Raw genomic sequence first — 24,364 nt, forward strand, 5'->3', positions numbered from 1 at the left:
TAACATTTTTTAACGTTTCCGTCTAATTTTGAATGAAATTAGATGAATTCAAATTATTTTAGAAACAACTCCATCATCCCTAGGCATAATTACATCCGGAATCGTGTTTGTGCTTGCACATTTAACTCCATGGCTCCGCTTTCGCGGGTATTTACTCTCCTTCCGCGGGTATTCGCTCTCCTTCCGCGGGTATTTCCACGCTTCCGTGGGTATTCCCACACTTCCGCGGGTATTCCCACGCTTCCCCAGGTATCCCCTTCGCTTCCGCGGGTATTTAGACAGAAAGAAGTTAAAATATAGCAAAACACCGTTCAAAGTTTGAACGGTGTTTCTATTCATAGGTACTCTTTTGTTATTTTATAGTTTCTAATACACGAACAAATTGTCCTTTAGAATGAGGATATCCAGCTTGTGTAATTTTCACTTTTACAAGCTGACCGATTAGGCTTTCAGGACCTTCAAATACTACTTTTAAGTAATTATCAGTATAACCTGTTAAGAGCCCTGCCTCACCACTTTCATCATGCACGAATTCCTCAGGAATTACCTCTAGCACTTGATCTTCAAAGCGAGAAGAATATTCCTTCGCTAATTGATCATTTAAAGCGATTAATCGGTGAACACGTTCGTTTTTAATGTTTTCGTCAATTTGGTCCTCCATGCGCGCAGCTGGTGTACCTGTACGTGGAGAGAATGGGAATACGTGTAATTCAGAAAACTTATGGTCACGAATAAAGTTATATGTTTCCATGAACTCTTCCTCAGTTTCACCTGGGAAACCTACGATTACGTCAGAAGTGACAGCCAAGTCTGGTAAAGCTTCATGTAGTTTAGTTAAACGTTCACCGAAGAACTCCATTGTATACTTACGACGCATACGTTTTAAAACTGTATCTGAGCCAGATTGGATTGGAATGTGTAGGTGGTTAACAACGATTTTTGATTCACGTAAAACTTCAATCACTTCATCTGTTAATTGACTTGCCTCAATCGAAGAAATACGAAGACGTTTTAAGCCTTTTACATTTGCCTCTAAATCACGTAGAAGCTGGGCTAAATTGTAATCTTTTAAGTCTTGTCCATAGCCACCTGTATGAATACCAGTTAGTACAATTTCAAGATACCCTGCGTCCACTAGTTGTTGGGCTTGGCTCAATACTTCTTGAGGATCTCGAGAGCGCATTAACCCACGTGCCCACGGAATAATACAAAACGTACAGAAGTTATTACAGCCTTCTTGTATTTTTAAAGATGCGCGTGTACGGTCTGTAAATGCAGGCACGTCTAATTCCTCATACACACGATTTTTCATAATGTTACGCACAGCATTAATTGGTTGGCGTTCAGTAAGATATTGATCTATGTAGCCAAGTAATTTTGTACGATCCTGTGTTCCTACAACAATGTCAACACCAGGAATTGCCATAATTTCAGCTGGAGATGTTTGAGCGTAACAGCCTGTAACACAAATGACAGCGTCTGGGTTTTGACGAATAGCTCGACGAATAACTTGACGTGATTTTTTATCCCCTGTATTTGTTACTGTACATGTATTAATGACATAGACGTCTGCTTGACGATCAAACTCCGTACGATCATAGCCTTCTTCTTTAAACAACTGCCAAATTGCTTCTGTTTCATAATGATTTACTTTACAACCTAAAGTATTTAGAGATACGGTTTTCGTACGCTCGTAACTCATAATATATATCATCCTTTCAAGAGTACACTACAAAAATTTATTAACGTGTCTTATAATAGCACAAATAAATATAATGAGCCTAGTTTTTTAGCTAGGCTCATTTTGTTGAATAAAATCCAAAAGTATTCACGAAGTGGTCTTTTTATCGTATAGGCCTTATGATCCTATTCTACTTTTTCATTGCTTTAAAATTTGTTAATTTATAAGTAGCGAAGATTAAATATATAAATATCGAAAGTAAACAACTTCCAAAAAGTATTAATAAAAAAGTTTTTGTTTGTTCATTGTTATAAATATTGATATCGTACGGTAATAAAGTTGCTGGGTATAATATACCGAAGATTGATGAATAAATTAGCACTCCTATTCCTGACCAAACCCATTTTGTTTCTAATTGATCAGTTATTGCTCTCCATTGTTCTAACTCTTGTTTACGAAGAACTTCTATTTCATATATAAGTTGCTCTTTTTCTCGTTTCTTATCTTTATAATCTGTATTTGTTGGTGCAATTGTTCGTCTAATTATTGGTGAATATGGCATTGAAGATATGCCCAAAATAGTTTCAGAAGAGATAATAGCGTCTAACATAATTGAGTACCATTCGCTTCGTTCAATATGTTTGATTTTCTTTTGTTCGATAATTTCCTCAAAAAATTCCATTGAATAACTGTCAGAATGATAGATTTTATACACTTCTTCTTTAATTTCTAATAATATTATAAAATATGGCTCTAATTCTTCTTTTGAAAGGTAAGTGTAGTCATCTTCCCTAATTATTTCTTCTAATGAATAATCATCAATTAATAATTTCATATTACTTTTAGTAACAAAATCCTTTAAATCATCTTCAAACAGATATTTAGTAATACTTTTTACCAAGTCTGTTTTACTTTCAATAGTTATATTTATTTCCTCAATTTTTCTTCTTAAAAAGCTCTGGTCATTTGAAAGCGAAATTACTCGGCTAACTAAAAATCCTCCTATAATAGCCACTAAAGCTGCTGTTGCACTAATTATTGTGGTAATTAAACTAGTTAAATCCATGAATTCTCCTTTTGTAATATTTATTATTTTTAAAATGATTATATCATAGCGAAAGTCTTTAAATAGCTTTACCAATCGTTCTAAGTATATCCAAAAATAATGGTGACATCTGAATTAATACATAACCTAATCCCGCATTCATTATCATGGACCAAGCTTTTTCGTTATTTCCAAACATGAAGAAAAAACATGCACCAATCATTATCACACTTGCAATCGGAAATGATATTGAAACCATCACCTGAATTACAGGATCTAAAATTGTAGCTAACATTTCTAGTGACTTATCTGCGATTATACCTGTTGGTTGAGCTATAGCATTAAGAGGTACTGCGGACGGTATTTGTGCCATCGCTGGAGCTAATACATGTTGGACTGGAGCATCTACAGGAATGTTTAAGGAGGAAATTGCGCTATGAAATTTGTTAAACATAAATAACCCTGTACCAACAGCTGTGATTACCGGAACAGATGCAGCTATGGCTACATGTCTTAATGTGGCATATTTTTCATCACCCTCAAATCGATCAGAGAAATCCGTATATTCATTAACTGGCACTACCTCAGTTTTAAATCGTTTTTTAAACATTCTTATTCCCCCTTTATTTAACATCATTGATTGTATAAATCTTAAAATTAGGTATTTCAAAACACGCTTCAGCTATTTGTTTCTTTCTTAACTCTGTTGTGGTCATCCACAATAACACTGGGTAATGGCCCAATTGTAGTGCGATATTCGGCATCAGTTCTTTGTATCTCAATATCTTTGAACGATTCTCTTGCATCGTTTGTAGATGATCTACTTCAAGAAAATAAGAATATCCATTTTTATTGAACATCGCATCAGCTATAACGAAAGTCTTTTTATTATCTATCTTCATTTCATTTTTCCAATCGGATGGACACCCTTGAAACAACCACATATCATTCCGCATTACTGTATGTTCAACGTGACTACCCTTTTTGCGAACTTTATCGCAGCCAACATACAGCCTTCCTTCACGGTTTAAATAGTAAACACTTTGATACCCTTTTCTAACGCATTCTAGGTAGTTGGATAAATTATTAAGTACTCTGTTTGTATTACGGATAGTCCCTAAATTGAGGTATTTATTTAACTGATCACGAGTAAGGAAATCAAACTTCTGTAAAAGTAACAGTATCGACTCTTCTCGGTTCGATAAAGGTTTCTTTCTCATGAGTTACCTCCTCCCCTTTAATGTGTGGAAGGATAATAGATTGAATAGTATCTGAAGTAATTAGTGGAGTTTGTAGGATTTCACGTTTATCTGCAGTTTGGTAGATTGCTCTACCTTTGATTTGTGGAAGGAGTTCTGCACCTGTTTCATCTAATACAACCCTAGAAGCTGTTGCAGATTGTACTCTGAAGGATAATTTAGCATCTGAATTTTGTTTGCATTGACGAGGGATTACGTCACCTGTGGGATATTGTGTAGCGAGTATTTGTCTGAATCCTAATCCGGCACCTAGTCGCGCGATTTGACTCATTAGCGTTTGACATTCTTGCTTTAAAAATCTCTCTTCCCTTGTAACTGCTTCAGCGGGATTTAACTCACCTACTTCATCAACAATAATAAAGTAGCGATCTTTGATATTTCCTTCTTGAACATTCTTATTGCCTTTAAGCCTTAATTCACGTTGTATCTCTCTCATTTGTTCATAAGCTAATTGCAACGTATTTAAGGCTTCTTCTGGCTCGTAAGCTATTGATACAGTCTGCTTTATATTCTCGTAGTCACAAAGCTCAACTCCACCTTTTAAATCGATTAGAAATAATTCTACGTGGTTTGGCTTACTCTGTAGTAAACTGCAAATCATTGAATTGATGAAATTACTCTTTCCATACCGTGTCGCACCACCTAATACTAGATGCGGTATCAATTCAAAGTCGTGATATTTAAATTCATTCAAAGCCCTAGTGACACCGACAGGCACTCTCCAACCTTCTCCTGGTGTAAATGCTACTTCTCTTGTAAGCGGCATATCATACACCCTAATAATTAATAATCCATCATAGGATAGTTCGATTTCCTTTTGTTCAGTTAGCTTTGCCTTCCACAATTTCTGTAGCTGCAGAAGGATGTCTTTATCAAAATTTAACTGTCGTAAATCGTTAAAGGTAATATTCTTTCTACGATTATTCAGCCCATCCTCAAAGACCTTCAGCTTTGCTTCATAGTCACTGAATGACCTCCCTAAAGGAATACGGTACTTATATTCCCATCCCCATTCATACTGTTTTTTCTTCACTAATTGAGTCGTCAAAGTATCCTTACCATCACGGACATTAAGACCAGACAATGACATAATCCTTTGGATCTTCCCCGAATCATTTGAAGACAATCCCCTACTCTTTGTGAAAGCTTTCAATGCAATTCCACCCATTAAAGAAGTTGTTAATATTTCAAACAGCACACTTTCATCCTTTCTTCATTTTCATTAGCGTCACGGTTCTCTTATGTAATAAGAGTTGCTGACATCGAGAACAAAAAAGATAGGCAAAAACTCTATAGCAGCGCATAAGTACAAGTTACCTGATTGAATTCTAGGGTGGAAGGAAATCAGGTAGTGTATCGAGAATTAAATCAAGAAGCATTTGGTGTTATATTGATATGTCGATATCTCGGGAATAATCACTAAATGTCGATATTTAAATATTTTTTATTTGAGGTGACACAATTGGAAGTACGATTAAAATTAAAAAAGATACTAACAGATCGTGGAATAACTCAAAAAGAATTGTCACAAAAAACAGGATTAAGACAAAATGCAATAAGTGAAATGGTAAATAATCAACGTAGTACTATAAATCGTGAACAATTAGCTGTAATATGCAAAACACTTGAAATCACAGATATGAACGAAATATTTGAATTGTTATTAGACCGCTGATTTATTGCGGTCTTTTCCTTTCTCCGTACAATATTCCCTTTTGGTTTCTTCTTATCAACAGTTTTATTAACATCTGTGGAATTAACACCCACCTCCTCTGAATAGACTGGAGAAAAAGGAGGTATAAAATGCATGATGATAAATCTATGAATTGTGGTTGTTCGTCAGATAACAACCAATGCAAAATCGGACCTTTTGAAGCATTTGATGCTACATGTTCACCAGTACCTTCAGTTACCTCAGGAATCACAATCATTCCTTTCTCTTCCGGATCTACTGGGTCTAGTTTCAATACAACTGGTGGATTACCTAATCTTATATCTTTAATAGGATTCGGTACTGCTATTTCTGGAGTAGTGCTACCAGCCAATGGTGATATTGATTTAACTACTACTTTGTCAGAAGCTTTTTCTACCCCACAAGCAGGCAATATTACAGCCATTTCTGCATCCTATAATGCTCTTTCTTTTGTACCTGAAGTAGAAACTACAATTAGAGCGCAGATTTACCGTGCAGCTGCGGATAGCAATATTTTCTCTCCTACAAACGCATTTGTTGATTTAACACCAATATCTACTCCATCTTCCGTAGCTAGGGGTCTTAAGAACGTTTCACCACCTGTTTCTGTTGTAGCTGGTGATCTTTTATTAATGGTGTTTACAGCCACTTCATCAGTTGGAACTGTTTCCATTTTTGGAAATGCAATGGCTGGTATCACTATAGCTTTATAGATTTATATACATCACGCTCTGTTAACCAATTGTAGAAAGGTACTGGACGTTCTTTAACAGGAGTTTCTTCTATAGATAACGATTCATTCGACTGGCTACTTAATCGCTCTACAGCCTTACTATAAGCCCCTACAAATACAGCTCTTAATGTATTTGTAACCGTCAGTACACCTTCTTTAATATCCATTGCAATTTTGAATAACACGTTCTTAGCTTTTATGAAGTCAGGTGCACTTTGAACCTGAGTAGCTAATACAACCTTGTGTAATTCATCTTTTAGGTTATCTGTTAATGGTAGTGAGTGCATGAAATCAAATAGCATTCTCTGATACTCATTCATGTACTCTTTTTTCTTTTCAGCTTGCAAAGCCAATTCATTTTCTAAATCACATAAACTATTACTTGCTTGTTTAGAACTTAAAAGATTAAAAGAATTAAATGCTTGATTCTCAGATTGTGGAGGACAAACCGTGTCATTACTAACTTCATCGACTGTCTCTCGTTGGGACACGCTCGATGGGACATAAGGTAAAATGCGATAAATACTAGCTCCTTTTATGCCGTTTAATTTAGTGCTTGGTAACTTCTCAATGATGCCTAACTCAACCAATTTCTTTACGCTACGGTAAACTGTCTTAGTACTGATCTCTAATGATGCAGCAATAGTACTTGCTTTAAGGTGGCATACTCCTGGATGCTCTAAGCTATGTGATGCAAGTTTGAAAACGATAGCTCGTTCTGATTCTGTTAGTTCGTAGTAGTGAACCGCCATATGGTCCTCCACACTCTTATCCATATCTGTTACTGAATCGAATGTTATGTATTGTGCTAGGTATTCGAATGCCATTTGTTTTCCACCTCTTTTCTATACCGTTATTCGTATATACGATTATTTAGATATATCATATTATACGTATATTCGTATAGTCAATACCTTTACGGAAATTTTATTCGATATTGCGTATAAACGTATATTTTGATATATTTTGAATAAGAGATTAATTAACGAAGGGTGGTTTAATATGCGGATAAAACTAAAAGAAGTAATGGAAGAACGAGGACTCACACAATCAAAATTGGCTGAAATGACAGGGATTCGCCAAGCAGCTATCAGTGAAATAGTAAATAATCGCAGAGACACAATTAACAAAGCGCATTTAGAAACCATTTGTAAGACATTAGAAATAAAAAGCTTTGACGATATATTGGAATGGGATTAACAGATAACTAATTACTGTTGTCTGTTTTTTGTATTCAAAAAGACCAGGTACTCAGCATTTTTGAGCACCTGGTCTTTTCTTCACTGTTGATCTAAAATATTTTCCATTTCACTTAACCAATTTTTTCCGCCATAGACGACAAATGTTGTTTTATTATCTTCAGTATCAAAAATAATAATTCTTTGTGTAATAAGAAGATTCAGCCCAAGTTCAACTTGATCTACTTCATCCAAATATAGTTCCCAATATAAATTAGGATTAATATTAAAAGCGTGAGCGCAAAAAATCAGACGTTGATTTGTTAATAACAAACGGCCTCCATCAGACTTTGTAGCACTGTAATACATATTTGCTACACCTGAGCGTATTGGAAATTCATTTTTATTCATTTCAATCTCATGGAAGAAGATTTTTTTATTTGCTAGTTTAAATTCATTGGAATCAAAAGTGATTTGTTTTGCCTTTGCCGTAATAATATAACTACCACAGTACTCACAGACATTTTCTTTTGGATCAAATGTTGCAGCACAGTTTGGACAATTTAAAGCTTTCACCATAGCTTCATCGCTCCTATTATGTATTTCTTATAAAGTATACTTCTAATTTCCTAATATACCAATATTACTAAATAAAAAAACCAAGTACTCAATTAATTTTTGAGCGCCTGGCTATTTATTTTTTCCACCTTCGACTAGCTAATCAAGAGAAATAACATTATTATTTAACTGTATCCAAAATATTTTTTCTACATTTTTTTGCCATTACATAAAAAAAGTAATATGGTAGAATGTAAGACATGATAGAAAAACAAAAAAACACACAGTAAATTTCTGTGTGCGAAATAATGGAACGTTCTTCCTATCATGTGTTATATTAAATTAAAGTTTTTCTCCTATTATTCCAACATAATAGAATCGAAAAAACCTTTGCTAGATATAGCTTTCCAGTGTGATGGTAAAGCGATCTAGTTATAACGCTGTATTGTGTTGAATATAGCGTTACCCCAATAAAGTATATAGAAAGGAGGAGCTTTTTTGACATTTAGTCTCACTATTATTATCGCAATACCTATATTACTAGGACTGTTAGGGTGTGCAGTCGATAGATTAGTACTTACCGTTTTTCCAATCATGAATACCAGTGTACCGCACCAAATTATTGAAATTCTTTTAATCATTATTGTATTACTTCTTTTTATTATTCACTTCATAATAACGAAATAATTCACTTGTTTGATGAGTCGATGGGTTCGCGGCCTAATCGACTTGTCATTCAAAACGTCTTTTAAATTTTTTCAATACAAAAATGTATTGCTAATACTAATATGTAATATAACACTGATTTTTTAAGGTGTCAATCTAACCTACTTAATATTTTATACTGTCCCTCTGCAATCATTATATATACTTTTTGTAACTTTTTTAATTAAATTTATTCATTTTACAGTTAAAGGATGCCCAATCAAGAAAATTATTAAACCCAGGTTCAAAATTAATTGAGCGCCTGGTCTTTATTTTGGTGACTAATTAGTAAATTTTCAACTTGCGTTTTGATTGCTTGATTGGCATATCGAAGAACAACATCATTCCCTGCTGTCGCTACATGTACATCACTAAAGTATTCGTCTATCTTTTCCCATTTTACTATCTTAATTTTATCTTTGGCTAACAACCTCTTAGAGTTGTAATAATCTTGTGTTATGTCCTTTAAAAGCTTTTCGAGGATTGGTAGGTAGACCTTACTCATTTTAAGATTTTCTATCACTTTGAAATCACGCTGTAATGATTGAACTGCCATATCTAAAATCACAAACTTATGAAATAATTGACGCTGTTCAATATTCAACATAATACAATCCCACTCCTTATACAAGAACGTTTGTTTGTGTTATTTTAAAGCAAATGTTTGTAATTTGGCAAGAGAAAATAAAAAAGCCCATTACCAATTAAGGTAAAGGGCTTTTGCTGTTAAGCACTACGCTGTGCAATGATGAGTTTCAGTCCTTCATAGTCACCAGTTGTCATAGTTCCTGAATCAAACTTATCTAACCATGATTTATCAATTAAACCTTTATCTACTGCTTGTTTAAGGTGGTCACGTACCGCAGCTTTCGGTGCTTCATTTGAAAATTTCATAATATCATCATCCTTTTCAGTTGGTTTTGGTTTATCGCCTTCCACAATTAATTGAACTTTTGTGGCGCTACTAGTTGGAACAATTACTTGTCCTTCTAGCTTGTATCCTTTAGGCATAGACCAATTTGTAGGTATTTCAAAGTGTGGAGCATCATACTGTCCGGCAGGCCAATAACCACCCCAAGTGATGCCTAGCTTTTTAGCGATTGTACCAACCTTCGAAAGTGCGGAAATATCATATAGATTTCGTGGCGGAGCTACAGCAATGTCCCATGCTCTGCGTGATGTATGGTTACTTTTAAGCGTCCAGGTAACTACTTGCCCTGGTCTTGTTCGTCCTTGTTCATATAAATAATTTTGTCGAGCTTGGCTGCGGTATGTTTCAGTGATGAAAATATAATCAATACCTGCCTTGTAGCACTCTTGAAAGAGCAGTCTGCAGGCTGTTTGAGAAGATGCTGTTAATTCACTTAGATCACGACATGTAGTTGTTACACTCGTCATTACTGTTCACCTTCTTTTTTAGCCGCCTTTAGTAAATCAAATGTTCCTGAAGCTGTTAACCCTGCAATAAAGCCTGCCATCAGCATGACATACACTGGATAATCTGCTAGTGGCCAACAAATAACACCAACAAAAATACCAACCACTACAGATGTGATTGGCATGTATTGAGTATTAATTTTGAATGTATTTTTAAGTACCTCTGCTACTGCTAAAACAATAGCCACCATAACCATTGCAATCATAAAAATGTTTGTTAAATCCATTATTCATCATCCTTTTTTAAGTATTTTTGTCTCTCATTTATACGTTTTTGTGAACGTGCGATTTTATGTTCAATTTCATCCGCAACATAATTTAGTGCCCAAATTGGTATCCATACATCCCAACCACATCTAACCACATTTGCAGTCATGGATTTCCAAATGTGTAACCCAAATGAAAATAAAACAAAGGCAAATATAACATTTGGTAAATTCATCATTACATCGGCTCGATGTGCTAATGCTGGGACAATTAATAAAAAGGCTGTACGAAACCCACCATCGATACCATATTCACTTGCGTAACTTCCATCTCTTTTACTTGCGCGATACCCTGCTATCCAATCGAGGGAAATTGCACCTGCATAAATCAAAATTGCTCCTATTGCAAACTGTGTGCCACCATAAGCATAAGAAAAAATTGCTGTTAAAACAGCTCCAATTGCTCCTGCTATTGGGTGGCCAGTCATTAAAGATAAGTAGTTCTTTAATTGATCCATAAAGCACTTCCTTTTATACAAAATAAAGAGCCATGAGAGCAATCGAGAACAAGTAACATGTACTGTTGCCCATCTCGATTACTCTCACAGCACATAATAAAAGCACTATTTTAAGAGTGCTTAGAGTCGTTTAGCTACTTCGTATATAACAGGTACACTTACAGAGTTGCCAGCTTGTTTATACAACTGTGAGTCCGAATTGACGGCAGCTGCTTTCTCAAATGCTTCATCAGGAAAGCCTTGTAGTCTCCAACATTCCTTCGGTGTAAGCCTTCTAATACGAAATTCGTCTGTTAATACACCTTGTTGGCATCCAGTATCTAATGTGTTTGCAATCCCTTTCCCTACACGTCCTCTGCGTGTTGTTGAGTTAGGGACACTATAATTCACACTGTCACCTGGATAAGCCTCTTCATAACCTTTCGTGGTAGCTTCTTTAATTGCAACTCCGTGACGATCCTGTGCTGTAATTGTAAACATTGGCTCTTCTGGTCCTTTTACACGTCTACCATTTTGTCTTTTTTCTACCCTGTCTGGTGTAAGTACAGGTAAGCAAATTTTAGGTTCATTTCCTCCACCTTGCATCGTAGTTAATGTAGGACTCAATCCTTTTACGTGAAAAACTCGATTACTTTGATTGTGTTTACCTGGTAATTTTCCCACAGTACGAATAACAACTTGTTTAGGATTTTTAGCATCTGATGCTAACAAAGATCCCATAGCACCTTCTGAATCGTACACAATCTCACGTTGACTAAGCGTGGATTGTGACTTTGCTTGCGTACTACCAAAGATTTTTATTTTTGATTTTTTATTAAAGCCTTCGCCTTCTCGTTCGATAGGAAATACTTCTCTGGTACTTGTTCCTCTAAGATGTCCGACAATGAATATTCGTTCTCGGTTTTGTGGTGTTGGACGTTCTTTTGTGGAGAAGTCTTTAGTGTTAAGCACTTGCCATTCAACGTCATACCCAAGTTCATCCAACGAATTGAGGATAATTCCGAACGTTTTCCCTTTGTCGTGAGATAGTAGCCCTTTAACGTTTTCAAGGAATAAATACCGTGGTTGGATTTGTTTAACTGCCCTTGCAACTTCAAAGAACAACGTTCCTCTAGTATCTTCAAATCCTTGTCGCTTTCCAGCAACGCTGAAAGCTTGGCATGGGAATCCTCCGCAGATAATGTCAACTTTTCCTCTAAATTTGCTGAATTCTTCATCTGAGACTGTTGTAATATCATGTGCAGTCCACTCTCCTTCTGTGTTGTGTATAGCTTCATAAGACTTGCGTGCAAACTTATCCCATTCGACATAACCAGCACAGGTGTGTCCTGCTTGTTCCATGCCTAGCCTGAAACCACCTATTCCCGCAAAAAAATCTAAAAAATGCATAGCTTTTTCCCTCCCGATATGTAATAATGAATATCGGGTAGGAACGCTTGTTCTTATTTTGTGATCGGAGGCTCATTTTATGTGAGCCTCTTTTTTATGTTATTTAATACCCAAAACCCCAAACGTTCGGGATTTTAGGCATAAAAAATAACGCTAGCTTATGCTGCGTTTACTTGTTTTCGTTATTTTGTTCAGTGGCTTTAATTTTGATAGCCTCTTCCTCGGTTATTAACTCTTTTGTAACAGCTAAATCAATTTGTTCCTCTGTTGCTCTGCAATTACACCAGTTGCGTAAAAATAGATTGTATACAGCGTTCAAATTAATTACCTCCTAGTAATAAAAGCATAATGTTTTCATCTTGGTCTGCTTGAGAGATTTTAAACTTCTCGTTCTCTTCTTGTAAAAGTTCTAATTCTGTCTTAGGAATATCCTTGTACTCGTAAAACAGTTCTTTTGTTTCCTTGTCGTAGAATAACTCTGCCGACTTACCTGGTTTGTTTTCTGGTTGTGGCAAATTGCTCATATCATACTCGACAGCGATTTCGTCGAATGAAAATACTGCAGATACTTTGACTTTTGTATCTTCTGAATTTGGAATAATTATCATATTTGACTCCCCCTTACCATTTTATTGAAACTTTGCCGTTAAGTCCTGGGTTCGACGTATTACCACCGTTACCTATGTCCCCTGGGTTTTTACCGCCAAGACCGCTACTACTACCAACACCATCGGTACCACGTTGCCCGTTTCCTCCGTAGCCTCCACCGTTACCGCCGTTACCGCCGCCACCGTTACCATATTGCGTCCCTGCAAAGCCGCCTTGACCGCCGTATGCCAGTGACGTCTTGAATGAGGATTGCCCTCCAGTATTACCTATAGTTGCTACGGTATTAGGAGCCCACCCATTCGAACCACCTAAACCACCTGTCCCTACTTGTATATTAATAGATTCTCCAGGCGTTACGGCAATCATATCAACTAACGTACCACCAGACCCGCCGCCACCGCCTGCATTACCGCCACCGCTTGCGAATGTGTAGAATCCGCCACCACCGCCACCACCGCCAATGAGTACCACTAGCACGCTGTATATGCCTTTAGGAACTGTCCATGCGTACGACCCTGGTGTCGTAAACTCTTTACCGCCTCTTTCAATCACCCCGCTTCCGCTACCCTGCAAGAAAAAAGATATACCGTTGAAAGCTACCGTATATAAAACAGATGGGCTTAATGTATTAGCAGGAATTTCCCAAGTGTCACTGCCTTTAAGTGGGTAAACTGCCGTTAGTTTACCATTGATTTTAAATTGTATTGTCATGTTGCCAGTGTTAGTAGCACCTGCTTTTCTGAAACGTACAGCCACACCGTCTTTAGGCACCGGGGTTGCCGCATTTGGATCAACCACTGGAAGCGAGGTAACAGTTAACACTAGTGCATTGTCACCCGATGCAATACCGCAGTAATACGTGTGACCTAAATCTTCTGTGCTATGTTCAGCAAGTTTTTGATCTGTGTACCCTTTAGCATTTGTTTCAGCAGCGTTAGCTTTAGCTTGGGAACCTGCAGTTGTCTCCTTTGCATTCCATGTACCCTTTTCCGCATCCGTCACAAAACGGTTGTTAGCGTCTTGTGTAATAATCGATGGTGGATGGTTGGCAGGGTGTGAATAGTTATTTGCGCCTGCAGCAATGCCGTCTAATTTACTTTTGTCTGTTGTAGACATAAGCCCATTGGCGGAAGTAGTAGCCACTGTTGTTGGTGCTTTGCCATTCCAAGTTGCTTTTTCTGCATCTGTCACGAAACGATTATTCGCATCTTGTGTAATAATCGATGGTGGATGGTTGGCAGGGTGTGAATAGTTATTTGCGCCTGCAGCAATACCATCTAATTTCGATTTATCTGTTTTGCTCATGAATCCATCTTCTGTTGTTGTGACAATCGCATGTGCACTACCTCGGCTACCTATATGAGCATTTAACTCTGCTTGCGTCACAATATCCTCTTTAAGAGAAGAAATTGGAATCTTTGCACCATCCCCATCTACTCCGCTATGTGTATGTCCAGTAGCTGCCTTCATTAAACCTTCGATGAAACCTTTCAAGTATGCATCATTGTTAAGGAGCGCTTGGTAATTCGGATTCCATGTGTTTGGATGTGCTGGGTCTGTTGTTTCTAGTTGTCGTAATACATTTACATACGTTGGTGTTCCTGTTAAATTAGCCATCTAGTATTCTCCTCTCTTAACCCATCGCTATATACGTATAAGTTTGACCTGTCGTATTTGCTTTACTTGCTGTACTAGAGCCACAAGTAAAGCCTGTCGCGGTAATTGCACCGAAATTGACTGCATCGTTTAGCGAATAGTTTGTACCGTCCATCAACTGTGCTTGTGGTGTTAATTGTGATAACGTTGGATAGGCTTCGAATGTAACACCATTACCAATTACTTTTACATATTTCGGCTGAAAACCTACGTTGATCGCTCGGTTCGCTTTTGCGTCCCCTGTGTATGTGCCACTAACCATTTGGGCAGGTGCGAAACCAATATCACCCTGTTTCGCGGTCCAAGCTGCAATCTGAGCATCTGTTACAAAACGATTATTCGCATCTTGTGTAATAATCGATGGTGGATGGTTAGCCGGGTGTGTATAGTTGTTTGCACCAGTTGCAATACCTGCTAACTTTGTTTTCTCAACTGATGTGTAATCTTCTGTTGATAGCTGTTTACCTGACACCTTATCTACTTTTTTTGCCAACTCATTCGTGATTGTTGCGGCAAAATTCGGGTCATTATTTAATGCTGCTGCTAATTCATAGAGCGTATCTAAAGCAGCTGGAGCAGCTCCAATTAATGCTTTGATACGTGTATCGACTTCACTTGGTGTAATTTTTTTAGCGAGTTCTGTGTTTACATACGATAAATCAGCCTTTGTTAGTTTTAAAAATGCATCATTGTCAATTAATACTTTAAACAGCAGATTAAACGTATCTGCGTGTCCTGGATCAGTTGGTTCGATTAATCGAATATCCGGATAAAAAGTTGTTGTACTACCTGTTTGTACAGCCATCTTTATTGCCTACCTTTCCTAAAATTTCTCTGTCCATTCAAACATTATCTCGGTTTCGTTATCTTTATATTTTTTCCTGAAGGTCTTAATGGCGACAAGGCTCCCATTGCTATCTACTAATGCTACTTCACTTAATTCCGTATTATTTATTTCATCAGCTGTTAACACACAAACAAATGTGACCGATGCAGTTGCCGTAAAAGTATAGCTTTCAATGTCTTTACGATACAACTCTGTGTTTAAAGCAGCGACTGTAGCATCAGGTGGAATGGGATTGCCTTTTTCATCTACTCCGCCAGAGCCGAATGCCATTTTAACAATCGGACGTAGTGGCACAAATCCTGCATGCGCTTGCGCGAAATGACTACGTGCTTGCATCAGTGTCGTGCTGTTGCTCATCTGAAACCACCTCTTTTTCTATTTCTTTTCCCTTCTTTTTTAAGGAAATGGTTAATTCGCTTTCAATGTCAATTTGATGATGCATGTTAGATACCCCCTTTTCTATAACGTTTGCATTCGATTACCATCCATGAAATACTCACCGTCCATTAACCAGCTACCATTCATCATGCGCTGTACACCTACTGTCAGAGAACCATCCAAATACCATGTACCATCAATTCGACGTTCGTATGTTTTTCGTTCTAAAATCTTTACATCGTGCTGTATCGGACGCATTTTTACAAGCTTTGAAGAATTGTCAAGTGTATGCGTGCTGTCCAATGTCCAGTCGCCATTGATTACCAACGCTAGATTTTCTTCAAATTCGTGAAATACGTTTTCGATTTTAGCTGTTTCACGAACTTGGACGTGGTTGATAGGATCTTCAGCTCTATCAAAAGATGGGTTTAATGAGTAATTACTGTTAATACGCCATGAACCATCAATAAGTGCGCCTAAATCTGGGTTGTAACGACCGCCGAACCAGGTTGTTTCAGGAAATAGGCGTTTTTTGAGTAAAACATCGTGCTCAACTTCATTACTAGGACGATCTGTAATAGCCAATGTAATATTATCTAGCCAAGACCGCTTGTTTTTTGTAGCATTAATTAAATTTTTAAGCTGCTGAATCGAACCTGGTTGATTAATATTAATCTTGATTTTGAAAAAATAAGGTTTCCCTTTATATTCAAACCATTCGTTTACAACAGCATCTTCGAACACCATAGATGCTACATGCTCTACTGCCCATCTAGTTCCTTTTTTACGATGCCAACCAATAGATGACTTTATCAATTCTCTTTTTTGATCAATAGATAGCTCATTATCATAAAAATCAACATGCTTTTCGTATGCTAGAAGGTCTAATAGTTGTTCTGGCTTCTTATCAATGTCATAAAGGTTATAAATGTCCTCTGCTTCCTGATAAGCTTGTTTTAATTGAATCTCACCAGCTTCAGCGATGGCCACAAGTACAGGATCTTGGTGTAAACTTCGGGGCAATAATTTTAATAAATCACTAGCCATTTGATAATCCCTTAAAGGTAATTTTAGCTGATAATTCCTTGGCCACCTCTGTATCTCCAACCTCGATAAACATCGGTGAATTGACTGAAATTCGTGCTGCCCCTTTTTCTTTTAATCTTGCAATCAGTTCAGAAAAATCCACATCTCGACCCATTTTAGAACGTTGCCAAATAAGGTAGTCATTAAATGCTTGGCTAACCTGCTTTTCGATAATAGTAGAAACCGTAGCGTTTTGATTTGCGATCCAATATTCAACTTCCACTGTGTAATCAACAACCGTTGGTGCAGTACCACGAACTTTATCTGTGAGTGGCCGTGTGTGTTTACTCATCAAATTAGCTTCTACTAATGCTATATCTGCATCATTAGGTAACTCTCCATTTGCCATTAAAATGTATACATCCACTTCACCAGGATCCGGTGAATGTACTTTTACATCAGCAATGTTTTGACTAGAAGCCTTTGCCCAATAAATATAAGCACCTTCTGGACCAGCAACTGAAAAGCTTTCAGGTGCTAAACGAATTCTTTCTGCATAAGCATCATCACTTTCCTCGTCTGCTCCACCGTTAGTTATTGTTGTATTTTGTACTGATTTCACATACGGTAAAGGCTCCACCAAAGTAGATATTTCACCAACTAAAAAGCCGTTACCAATCTCGCCTATTTCTGTACAAGTTGCTTCAATAGCATACAAATGTGTGCCTTGTGGAATGACTTGCGGATCATTTGTGGCGAAATATATATCACCTACTTGGAATCTTGTCCCTGCAGGTATTGGCAATGCATCCACTCGATCTTCTTCTAACACAAAAGCCATTGTTGTTTTCGAATATTTAGCTGGCAGACGGTCTGTAGACATTTCCATCCCCATGTGATCAAGAATGTCATCTTCTGCATACGACAAGCGATTCTGACGTAAGCCGTGTTCTAACTTGTTGCGTTCGATTGAAACAAATGCAGCAAAGGCCTGAATAAATTTTAATCTTGGATCTGCACGTTGTAGGGTCAGTCCTGTTTTTTCTCTAACATGGAACAACATTTCAGCTTCAATTTGTTCTGGAGCCTTTTCTAGAAAATATAAATCAGGTAAGTTAAACCGACTCATTAATACTCACCTTCGCTTTCGGCTCTAATCTACCTATCAAGCCATCCCCTGTAACTTCAATGGCTTCAACTATCGCTCGTGGTTCAAATTTATGAATTGCTTCAGTAAGATTTGCTGTAATTCTTGCCTTCGCGATGTTAATTGGCGTATCAATAACAGTCATATCCGACCCAAACTCACGATCCAGTGGGCAACTCATTTTTTCTGAGGCCATAATAAAAGCGACATTTTGTAGTATTTCATCTACACCTGTCGCTCCGAAATTTATATTTTTCATTGGCTCTACATCATACATGCTATCACCCTTTCTTTAGCTTAGAGTATGAGCTACTTGCAGTTATATATTTACCCCCTCCAAGAGAGTACCAACCATTCTTCACACTATATACGGTCAATTTCTGACCATTCATGGCCTGACCTAGTATTTTATTATTTGTACTTGGTCCATTTCGAATATTCACTGACTTAACAGTAATTGTTATTGTACCAAGTGATTTTTTATTGCTAGAAGTAGCCGTCTTCTGCTTTGTATTTGCCGTTGTCTTTTTAACTGGTGATTTGCTTTCCACATATTCTTTTAAAGACACTGTGACTTCTGCAGAAAACACATTCCCTTTTTGGTCAATGTTTCGTAGCCCTGCAGATGTATCTATTATGACAAATTTGTTTGGTGCTATTGGTTTTTGTCCCAAGATGAAATGATGGGCTTCACCCTTATCCCTCATCCTTTCCAGTTTGGTAATTTCTTTCATGGGATTAATACCTTGTTCAGCACGTAATAAAAGAGTGTGATTCAATTCAATTAATCCTGGCCCGTCAAATTCAAGTTTTGCTTTGTTTCGGTGAATAGAATGTTCATCCCACTTTGGACTACTTTTCATTTCAAGATCATTAAAAGTAAGGGTTTTTTTCTGAGACACTTCGAAAATGACATCTCCGAAACTTCCTATTTTCACCATAAAAATCACCTTCTTCTATTCTGAATCAGTTTGTGGTGGTAATCCTTCTGAATTAAATGCCCCTAAAATAAAGCCTTCGCTTTGTTTTGTAAAAGCACAAAGTACAGACTCATCTATTCGCGGCATCCAGTCATCATCTCCTCGACGCAAAATACTTAATGGAGCTGATACTTTTCCGTCTTGTTCTTCAATCTTGACGCGTGCTGTCCCTTGTGTTGAATCAACTGAAGTTACCTCGCCCACCTGTAAACGCATTAATATCCCTCCAAACACCTACGTAAAGCTAGTGTGATTTTACTTTTATTATGTTGAGCTCTTGTCACAATATATTTACCATTTAAACGCCCGAAGCCATTTAAATTAAATGTCATTCCAGCATCTATATGAATCTCACTGATTACAACTAGATTAATTGTTGTTGCATCTTTGTTTGCTTCTCTTAATCGATTTTTAGCAAGTCTCTGAGCCTCTGCTACAGATTTAACCTCTTCTTTTACGACTAATGTACGTCCAACTTGTGGAGCTTTAGGAGGCGTAAAAGTAGCCTTTATAGTTTTCTTTTTCTTAGCATCGTGGGACTGTACACGACATGCTCGATAAGTGCCATTAAGTTTTGTATTGAAATCCCATTGTAGTACCTGTATTTTGCAGGTCTCTTTACTGACACGAAATATTGTATCGACTACTGGCTTAGCTTCATAATCTGCTTCATCTAAGACTACAATCGCGCTATTAGATAATTTAAGGCATAAGCCTTCTTCTTTACATAAACGATGCAAAAAGGCTAAATCTGTTTCAGATTCCTGTTCATAACGATCTTTTTTAGGATTTTCGTTTGCTTGCCAATAAAACTTTAAACGATTTTTTTGGGCAATATCTCCAATCACTTGTTTAAGAGTAGCTTTCTCCCACGCTTTGGATTTTTCCTCACCGCGTATAGATGACGTTTCAGGGACAGCTAGCGCCTTAATTGTCATCGTTGTAGGTGGACCCCCACCACTCAAATCATCTACTTCAAATTTCCCTAGCTTCGTTTTCACAAGTTCATTTGACCAATAGTACCGTTTAACTTCAACATCTAAAACTGAACCCTTTACAGGAAACCAATCGTTTATCCAATGGACATCTGCATCTTGTACAGTAAGCTGTAAGTCGTCTATTTCGCCACTCAGATTATCCGTGTACGTCCAATCAGTTAGATCCCCACTTAATTCATCAGTTAACGATTTGTTATTGTAGACTACATGAATTCCTGTTCTTCTAGCATAAGTCGTCATAAATCATCATGCTCCCCTAACCAAATAGGACGCTCTGTATAAATAGATGTATCAATACTTGGAACGTTTAAAACAACATCACCTGTAAAAAAAATAGTGTTGCGATGTTTCGGATTTGCCTCAAGTAAAAGAGGGAGCAAATACTCGCTCCCCCATAACTTGTATGCAATTAGGTCCCACGTATCGCCCTGGATAGTTGTATAACTATGCATATTCCGTCCTCCTTGATGTAGCACCACCACTTGGAATCTGTGTACTATCGATACGTGCTTTAAGACTGTTTAAAGCTGCAATAACATTTTGAGCAGCTGATTGAATACCTTGTATTGCAGAAACCCATCCAGAAGCCTGTCCTATGGTTGATGCTAAGCTAGACATGTTCGCGCTTGATAGATTAGTTGCTGCTTGTAGTGAGTTAAACGACGTGAAAAGCATCATACTTGCAGATCCAGTATACATCGTCAAATTACCCATATTAGCAGCTGTTGTACTGGCACTTGTTTGAAGTGCTGTAAATGATCCAGTCAACGTTGTACCAACTTGGCCAACGTTCGTTGCTAAGGTAGTCATATTTTGACCAACTAGTGGAGCGCTTGTAGCTATTGCTGTAAAAGCTGTATTAGTAGTATCTAGTGTAGTTGCAAGTTTATTGGCAGATTCATTTAACTTTGTGGTATCGATTGGTTTAACAGCTTCAGCGCTTGCTTGTTTTGTTGGCGTTGCAGCTAGTGTAGGTGCAGCTGTCTGTGCTAGTATTGGTGCAGGTTTAGCTGCCTCACCACTACCTCGTACAGTATCAACAGTTTTACCACCTAACCATTTTCCTCCGAAATATCCAGCTGCCCCACCAAGGACTCCTCCTATTGCTGTGCCAATACCAGGAGCGATAGCTGTACCCAATGCTGCACCTGCCTTAGCTCCACCCCATCCACCAATAGCACCTCCTGCAGTTTCTCCGGTTGTTTTAACTTTATCACTTGATCTAAAAATGTCGCTTATGCCCATTGCAACTCCCAGTGGAGCAACACCTTTACCAATCCATTTACCTGCAGATGATAAAGCCTTACCGCCACCTTTAACAGCATTTTTCCCTGTATCCCAGATTGATGAAAAGATAGACTTCTTGCCACCACTTCCACCTTTTGCTGCTCCTTTGTTAGTTCCTTGTTTCTTTCCTTTTTTCTTTTTAGATTCCGTCGGTTCAACAGAAGCACTTGAGGAGTCTTGATCATTTGATGAACCTTTATTGGATCTTTTCTTGCCACGTTTCTCCATTGCCCATCTGCCTGCACCAACAGCACCCTTAAGGAGTGTTCCACCGCCCATCATCCAAGCAGCTGCACCTAGTCCCAGTGCACCACTAAGATTACCTTCTAAGGCGCTAGAAACAGCACCGGTAGTTGCACCGGTCAGTCCTGCAATCCAAGCTTTACCTGCAATCGTGCCGAGTTGTGTAAAGATTCGACCCATCGCTTCGCCACCGGAACCACCTAACCAGGCTTCTGCTTTTTGAGTAGCTGTGTCTAACATATATTCAATTTTTTCGCCAAAGCCCATATCGTTAAACATTTCGTATTTTTGTAGGTCTTTGTTGTACTGAGTGATCATCTTTTGGGCATCGGTTGGATCCATGTTAGGTTCAATTTTTGGTTTAATTGGCTTTTTAGTGCTGAATGGTGCTGTAATGTCTCTTAAAACTTTTGCCGTAGCTTTTCCGGCATTCTCAATGCCACCCATGTTTTTTTCAATCATCGATGCCACGCCATCAAATGTATCTTTTAATACATCAAGTGCCGGAGTAGCAAAAGCAATTTGAGCTGATTCTAAAGCACCCAACATTTGCTCTTTTGACCCTGCGTAATTGTCTTTCATAATTGCGGCTGCTTTTGCTGCAGCACCACCACTATTTTCAAGTGCTGTCGTCATGTCATTAAGTTTTTTCGGTCCAGATTCAAATAAACTTAACATAGCTGTCGCTGCCTCTGTACCAAAGATAGTTGAAGCGTATTGGACCTTTTGAGTGTCAGAAAGCTTTGCAGTAGCTTTTTCCCAGTCTGCAGAGAGTTGAGCTAGACTTTTAAATTTACCATTAGAGTCTACTGCAGTAATATTTAATTTTTTAAGAGCTTTTTCTGCTTCTGCTGGAGGGCTTGAAAGTCTTACTAAAGACATTCGTAAAGCTGTACCGGCTTGCTCGCCTGCAAGGCCTTTATCAACTAACATACCTGTAGCTGCTGCTAATTCTTCAAGACTGATACCCAATGTATTTGCGACAGGTGCAGCATATTTAAAGGAATAGCCTAAATCCCCAACACCTGCAGCAGTCTTATTAGCACTCATGGCCATCACATCAGCAACCCTACTAGCCTCACTCGCTTCCATCCCATACGCATTGATTGCAGACGTAACGACGTTTGAAACAAGTGCTAAATCTTCCCCGGATGCTTCAGTGGCTGCAATTAACCCTGGCATGGCGGCTATGATTTTATTTGCGTCCATACCCTTGGCAGCAAGCTCATCCATAGCAATAGCAACTTGTGAAGATGATAAACTTGAACTTGCACCTAATCGCAATGCTTCATTGTTTAAAGCTTGCATTTCTGCCTTAGTAGCTTCTGTTTTAGCGCCTACTTTGGCCATTTGTGCTTGAAAATCTCCAGCTGTATTTAGTGAAGACATAGCAACACCAGCAGCTGTCGCTGCTGTACCAATTGCTCCAACACCTGCAGCTGTTTTTGCTGTGTTCATGCCTTTAGAAAAAGTCGATTTAAGAGCAGTAACACGACGTTGGCTACCTTCTAGCTGTTTTAATTCGCGAGAGAGCCTTGCTGTGCTTTCTGCATATTGAGACTGATGGATTTTGCCACTTCGGAAATCGCGACCTAATCTATCTAGCTCACGTTGTGCTTCACGGGCACGATTTTTTAAGTCACCTAAATTTGTTGTTGCCTTTGAAAAAACATTGTTAAAGGAGCTACCGACTTTACCATTTATCTCTAAAGTCATATCAAAGGTTTTAGCCATCGTCTTCAGCTCCTTTCTCAAACATTATGTCTTTCCATTCTTCTAACGATGAAAAAGATTGTTTTTCCCAATATTCGATAGAAGTAAAAGAATTAGATGCTAGGGATAGAAGAATTTTTTTAACTTCCTTCGTTCCGCCTTTACCTAGTATCCCATGAAAAAATTTCGAGCAGAAAATGTTACCTCTACTAACTCTCTAAATGATAGTCTCAGTAAATCGTCTGGTATAATACCTGATGCCTTAGAAGCAACTTTTAATAATACTTCTTGGTTGTAAACAGAGTTGAATCCTTCCATATGGCCTTCAGCTTTTAATTCAGCATCGATTTTAAATAAATCAGCACCTGTCATTTTCCCGAAATCTAGTTTAACTTCATTTAAAAGAGCCCCATCGATTTCGATAGGACTCTTTAATGTAATAATTTTTAAATCTGGATTCTCAGCAGTTGTTTCAGTTGCATTTACTACACTTGTGCTTGTTTCATTTTGGTTTTCTGTTTTTTGACTCATTTTAATTCGCTCCTTTTATGTTTTATAGTCCTAATGATTCTCTAAGTCTTGCACCATAATCAATACCATCAACTTTATAAATGTAGTTATGGCGATCATATTCAAAAAGAACTTTACCTTTATCTTCAAGCTTTAAATAATGAATCTCTATCTCTGAAGATCCATCGTAAGGAGAACCTTTTTCAACCTTACCTAGAGCGTTTTTTGTTACAGAACCTAGAACAAGAACTCTAGACGGTGTAAGCTCATGTTTACGTGTTTTTGTATTAAAGTGTTGGTTGGCCATTCGACAATCGACTTTAATACCATCAGGTTTATAAAAGTCGATTAATTCACTTGTAATAGCACGCCAATTTATCTTTAACTGCATGGATTCTAAATGGCCAAAGTTCGGGCTTTCGTATTCACCAAAAATACCACCACCATTTATTGTTTCTGTCATGGCATTTAATTCTGGCAATTCAATGTCTGATACGCCCAATAAATCAGGTTTATCATTAGCGAATATCCGGAATTCATTTAATTTTTCAGGAAAAAGCATTGTATC

General features: G+C 37.8%; 31 protein-coding genes. 4 read left to right on the plus strand and 27 right to left on the minus strand.

The features are described from left to right. Positions 1-352: 352 nt before the first annotated feature. The 5 genes from mtaB to ABNX05_RS14765 form a co-directional block, all read right to left on the minus strand. Positions 353-1,702, minus strand: a complete 1,350-nt coding sequence (gene mtaB, locus ABNX05_RS14745) for a tRNA (N(6)-L-threonylcarbamoyladenosine(37)-C(2))-methylthiotransferase MtaB (RefSeq protein WP_349660401.1) — start codon at positions 1,700-1,702, stop codon at positions 353-355. A gap of 169 nt (positions 1,703-1,871) precedes the next feature. After that, positions 1,872-2,747 (minus strand): hypothetical protein, encoded by an 876-nt coding sequence (locus tag ABNX05_RS14750; RefSeq protein WP_349660402.1) that lies wholly within the window; start codon positions 2,745-2,747, stop codon positions 1,872-1,874. Positions 2,748-2,805: 58 nt separating this feature from the next. Further along, positions 2,806-3,336 carry a hypothetical protein gene (locus ABNX05_RS14755; RefSeq protein WP_349660403.1) on the minus strand — a complete coding sequence of 177 codons (531 nt, stop codon included), beginning with the start codon at positions 3,334-3,336 and terminating at the stop codon, positions 2,806-2,808. A gap of 13 nt (positions 3,337-3,349) precedes the next feature. Beyond that, complete coding sequence (locus tag ABNX05_RS14760) at positions 3,350-3,946, minus strand: replication-relaxation family protein (RefSeq protein WP_349660404.1); 597 nt, start codon at positions 3,944-3,946, stop codon at positions 3,350-3,352. Continuing rightward, positions 3,885-5,183 (minus strand): FtsK/SpoIIIE domain-containing protein, encoded by a 1,299-nt coding sequence (locus ABNX05_RS14765; protein ID WP_349660405.1) that lies wholly within the window; start codon positions 5,181-5,183, stop codon positions 3,885-3,887. Before ABNX05_RS14765 ends, ABNX05_RS14760 begins: the two co-directional genes overlap by 62 nt. Before the next feature lie 264 nt (positions 5,184-5,447). On the opposite strand from ABNX05_RS14765, the gene ABNX05_RS14770 reads away from it, so the two are divergent. Then, a complete protein-coding gene (locus tag ABNX05_RS14770) occupies positions 5,448-5,660 on the plus strand; it encodes a helix-turn-helix domain-containing protein (protein WP_349660406.1) in 213 nt (70 codons plus the stop codon). 128 nt (positions 5,661-5,788) lie between these two features. Further along, a complete protein-coding gene (locus ABNX05_RS14775; protein WP_349660407.1) occupies positions 5,789-6,391 on the plus strand; it encodes a hypothetical protein in 603 nt (200 codons plus the stop codon). On the opposite strand, the gene ABNX05_RS14780 is transcribed toward ABNX05_RS14775, so the two are convergent. Beyond that, positions 6,378-7,238, minus strand: a complete 861-nt coding sequence (locus ABNX05_RS14780) for a helix-turn-helix domain-containing protein (protein WP_349660408.1) — start codon at positions 7,236-7,238, stop codon at positions 6,378-6,380. The two genes, ABNX05_RS14775 and ABNX05_RS14780, sit on opposite strands and share 14 nt — an antisense overlap. A 175-nt stretch (positions 7,239-7,413) precedes the next feature. Here ABNX05_RS14780 and ABNX05_RS14785 point away from each other — a divergent pair, with 175 nt between their 5' ends. Next, entirely contained in the window at positions 7,414-7,611 is a 198-nt protein-coding gene (locus ABNX05_RS14785) for a helix-turn-helix domain-containing protein (protein ID WP_340809465.1), read from the plus strand. A gap of 80 nt (positions 7,612-7,691) precedes the next feature. On the opposite strand, the gene ABNX05_RS14790 is transcribed toward ABNX05_RS14785, so the two are convergent. Further along, complete coding sequence (locus ABNX05_RS14790) at positions 7,692-8,168, minus strand: PH domain-containing protein (RefSeq protein ID WP_349660409.1); 477 nt, start codon at positions 8,166-8,168, stop codon at positions 7,692-7,694. A 477-nt stretch (positions 8,169-8,645) separates the two neighbouring features. Between ABNX05_RS14790 and ABNX05_RS14795 the strand changes: the two genes are divergently transcribed. Further along, positions 8,646-8,834, plus strand: coding sequence for a hypothetical protein (locus ABNX05_RS14795; RefSeq protein ID WP_349660410.1), 189 nt, complete (start codon positions 8,646-8,648; stop codon positions 8,832-8,834). Positions 8,835-9,102: 268 nt separating this feature from the next. On the opposite strand, the gene ABNX05_RS14800 is transcribed toward ABNX05_RS14795, so the two are convergent. The 20 genes from ABNX05_RS14800 to ABNX05_RS14895 all read right to left on the minus strand — a co-directional run bounded on the left by ABNX05_RS14800 (position 9,103) and on the right by ABNX05_RS14895 (position 24,358). After that, positions 9,103-9,459: a YhjD family protein gene (locus ABNX05_RS14800; protein ID WP_349660411.1), complete on the minus strand. Its 357-nt coding sequence runs from the start codon at positions 9,457-9,459 to the stop codon at positions 9,103-9,105. Between the two features lie 119 nt (positions 9,460-9,578). Next, entirely contained in the window at positions 9,579-10,250 is a 672-nt protein-coding gene (locus ABNX05_RS14805) for a M15 family metallopeptidase (RefSeq protein ID WP_349660412.1), read from the minus strand. Further along, entirely contained in the window at positions 10,250-10,516 is a 267-nt protein-coding gene (locus ABNX05_RS14810; protein ID WP_349660413.1) for a holin, read from the minus strand. The genes ABNX05_RS14805 and ABNX05_RS14810 overlap by 1 nt, the downstream gene beginning before the upstream one ends. Then, on the minus strand, positions 10,516-11,013 hold the full coding sequence (locus tag ABNX05_RS14815; RefSeq protein ID WP_349660414.1) for a phage holin family protein: 498 nt from the start codon (positions 11,011-11,013) through the stop codon (positions 10,516-10,518). Before ABNX05_RS14815 ends, ABNX05_RS14810 begins: the two co-directional genes overlap by 1 nt. Positions 11,014-11,133: 120 nt before the next feature. Next, complete coding sequence (dcm, locus tag ABNX05_RS14820; protein ID WP_349660415.1) at positions 11,134-12,402, minus strand: DNA (cytosine-5-)-methyltransferase; 1,269 nt, start codon at positions 12,400-12,402, stop codon at positions 11,134-11,136. A gap of 169 nt (positions 12,403-12,571) precedes the next feature. Continuing rightward, positions 12,572-12,721: a hypothetical protein gene (locus ABNX05_RS14825; protein ID WP_349660416.1), complete on the minus strand. Its 150-nt coding sequence runs from the start codon at positions 12,719-12,721 to the stop codon at positions 12,572-12,574. 1 nt (position 12,722) lies between these two features. Continuing rightward, positions 12,723-13,010: a hypothetical protein gene (locus ABNX05_RS14830; RefSeq protein WP_349660417.1), complete on the minus strand. Its 288-nt coding sequence runs from the start codon at positions 13,008-13,010 to the stop codon at positions 12,723-12,725. A gap of 13 nt (positions 13,011-13,023) precedes the next feature. Continuing rightward, entirely contained in the window at positions 13,024-14,628 is a 1,605-nt protein-coding gene (locus tag ABNX05_RS14835; RefSeq protein WP_349660418.1) for a glycine-rich domain-containing protein, read from the minus strand. A 16-nt stretch (positions 14,629-14,644) separates the two neighbouring features. Continuing rightward, positions 14,645-15,472: a hypothetical protein gene (locus ABNX05_RS14840; RefSeq protein ID WP_349660419.1), complete on the minus strand. Its 828-nt coding sequence runs from the start codon at positions 15,470-15,472 to the stop codon at positions 14,645-14,647. Positions 15,473-15,490: 18 nt separating this feature from the next. Further along, complete coding sequence (locus tag ABNX05_RS14845) at positions 15,491-15,871, minus strand: phage tail-collar fiber domain-containing protein (protein WP_349660420.1); 381 nt, start codon at positions 15,869-15,871, stop codon at positions 15,491-15,493. A gap of 102 nt (positions 15,872-15,973) precedes the next feature. After that, positions 15,974-16,939 carry a phage tail protein I gene (locus ABNX05_RS14850; protein ID WP_349660421.1) on the minus strand — a complete coding sequence of 322 codons (966 nt, stop codon included), beginning with the start codon at positions 16,937-16,939 and terminating at the stop codon, positions 15,974-15,976. Beyond that, positions 16,932-18,047: a baseplate assembly protein gene (locus ABNX05_RS14855; RefSeq protein WP_349660422.1), complete on the minus strand. Its 1,116-nt coding sequence runs from the start codon at positions 18,045-18,047 to the stop codon at positions 16,932-16,934. Before ABNX05_RS14855 ends, ABNX05_RS14850 begins: the two co-directional genes overlap by 8 nt. After that, on the minus strand, positions 18,034-18,342 hold the full coding sequence (locus ABNX05_RS14860; protein WP_349660423.1) for a GPW/gp25 family protein: 309 nt from the start codon (positions 18,340-18,342) through the stop codon (positions 18,034-18,036). The genes ABNX05_RS14855 and ABNX05_RS14860 overlap by 14 nt, the downstream gene beginning before the upstream one ends. Before the next feature lie 4 nt (positions 18,343-18,346). Further along, on the minus strand, positions 18,347-19,006 hold the full coding sequence (locus ABNX05_RS14865; protein WP_349660424.1) for a phage tail protein: 660 nt from the start codon (positions 19,004-19,006) through the stop codon (positions 18,347-18,349). Between the two features lie 15 nt (positions 19,007-19,021). Beyond that, positions 19,022-19,261 carry a hypothetical protein gene (locus ABNX05_RS14870; protein WP_349660425.1) on the minus strand — a complete coding sequence of 80 codons (240 nt, stop codon included), beginning with the start codon at positions 19,259-19,261 and terminating at the stop codon, positions 19,022-19,024. After that, positions 19,261-20,283, minus strand: a complete 1,023-nt coding sequence (locus ABNX05_RS14875) for a phage late control D family protein (protein WP_349660426.1) — start codon at positions 20,281-20,283, stop codon at positions 19,261-19,263. The genes ABNX05_RS14870 and ABNX05_RS14875 overlap by 1 nt, the downstream gene beginning before the upstream one ends. Beyond that, a complete protein-coding gene (locus ABNX05_RS14880; RefSeq protein WP_349660427.1) occupies positions 20,280-20,495 on the minus strand; it encodes a tail protein X in 216 nt (71 codons plus the stop codon). The genes ABNX05_RS14875 and ABNX05_RS14880 overlap by 4 nt, the downstream gene beginning before the upstream one ends. Then, positions 20,488-23,307, minus strand: coding sequence for a phage tail tape measure protein (locus ABNX05_RS14885; protein WP_349660428.1), 2,820 nt, complete (start codon positions 23,305-23,307; stop codon positions 20,488-20,490). The genes ABNX05_RS14880 and ABNX05_RS14885 overlap by 8 nt, the downstream gene beginning before the upstream one ends. 144 nt (positions 23,308-23,451) lie before the next feature. Continuing rightward, on the minus strand, positions 23,452-23,817 hold the full coding sequence (locus tag ABNX05_RS14890) for a phage tail assembly protein (protein WP_349660429.1): 366 nt from the start codon (positions 23,815-23,817) through the stop codon (positions 23,452-23,454). A 22-nt stretch (positions 23,818-23,839) separates the two neighbouring features. After that, positions 23,840-24,358, minus strand: a complete 519-nt coding sequence (locus ABNX05_RS14895) for a phage major tail tube protein (protein WP_349660430.1) — start codon at positions 24,356-24,358, stop codon at positions 23,840-23,842. Positions 24,359-24,364 lie beyond the last annotated feature (6 nt).

The organism is Lysinibacillus zambalensis (assembly GCF_040183165.1).
In the GTDB taxonomy this organism is placed as follows: Bacteria; Bacillota; Bacilli; order Bacillales_A; family Planococcaceae; genus Lysinibacillus; species Lysinibacillus zambalensis.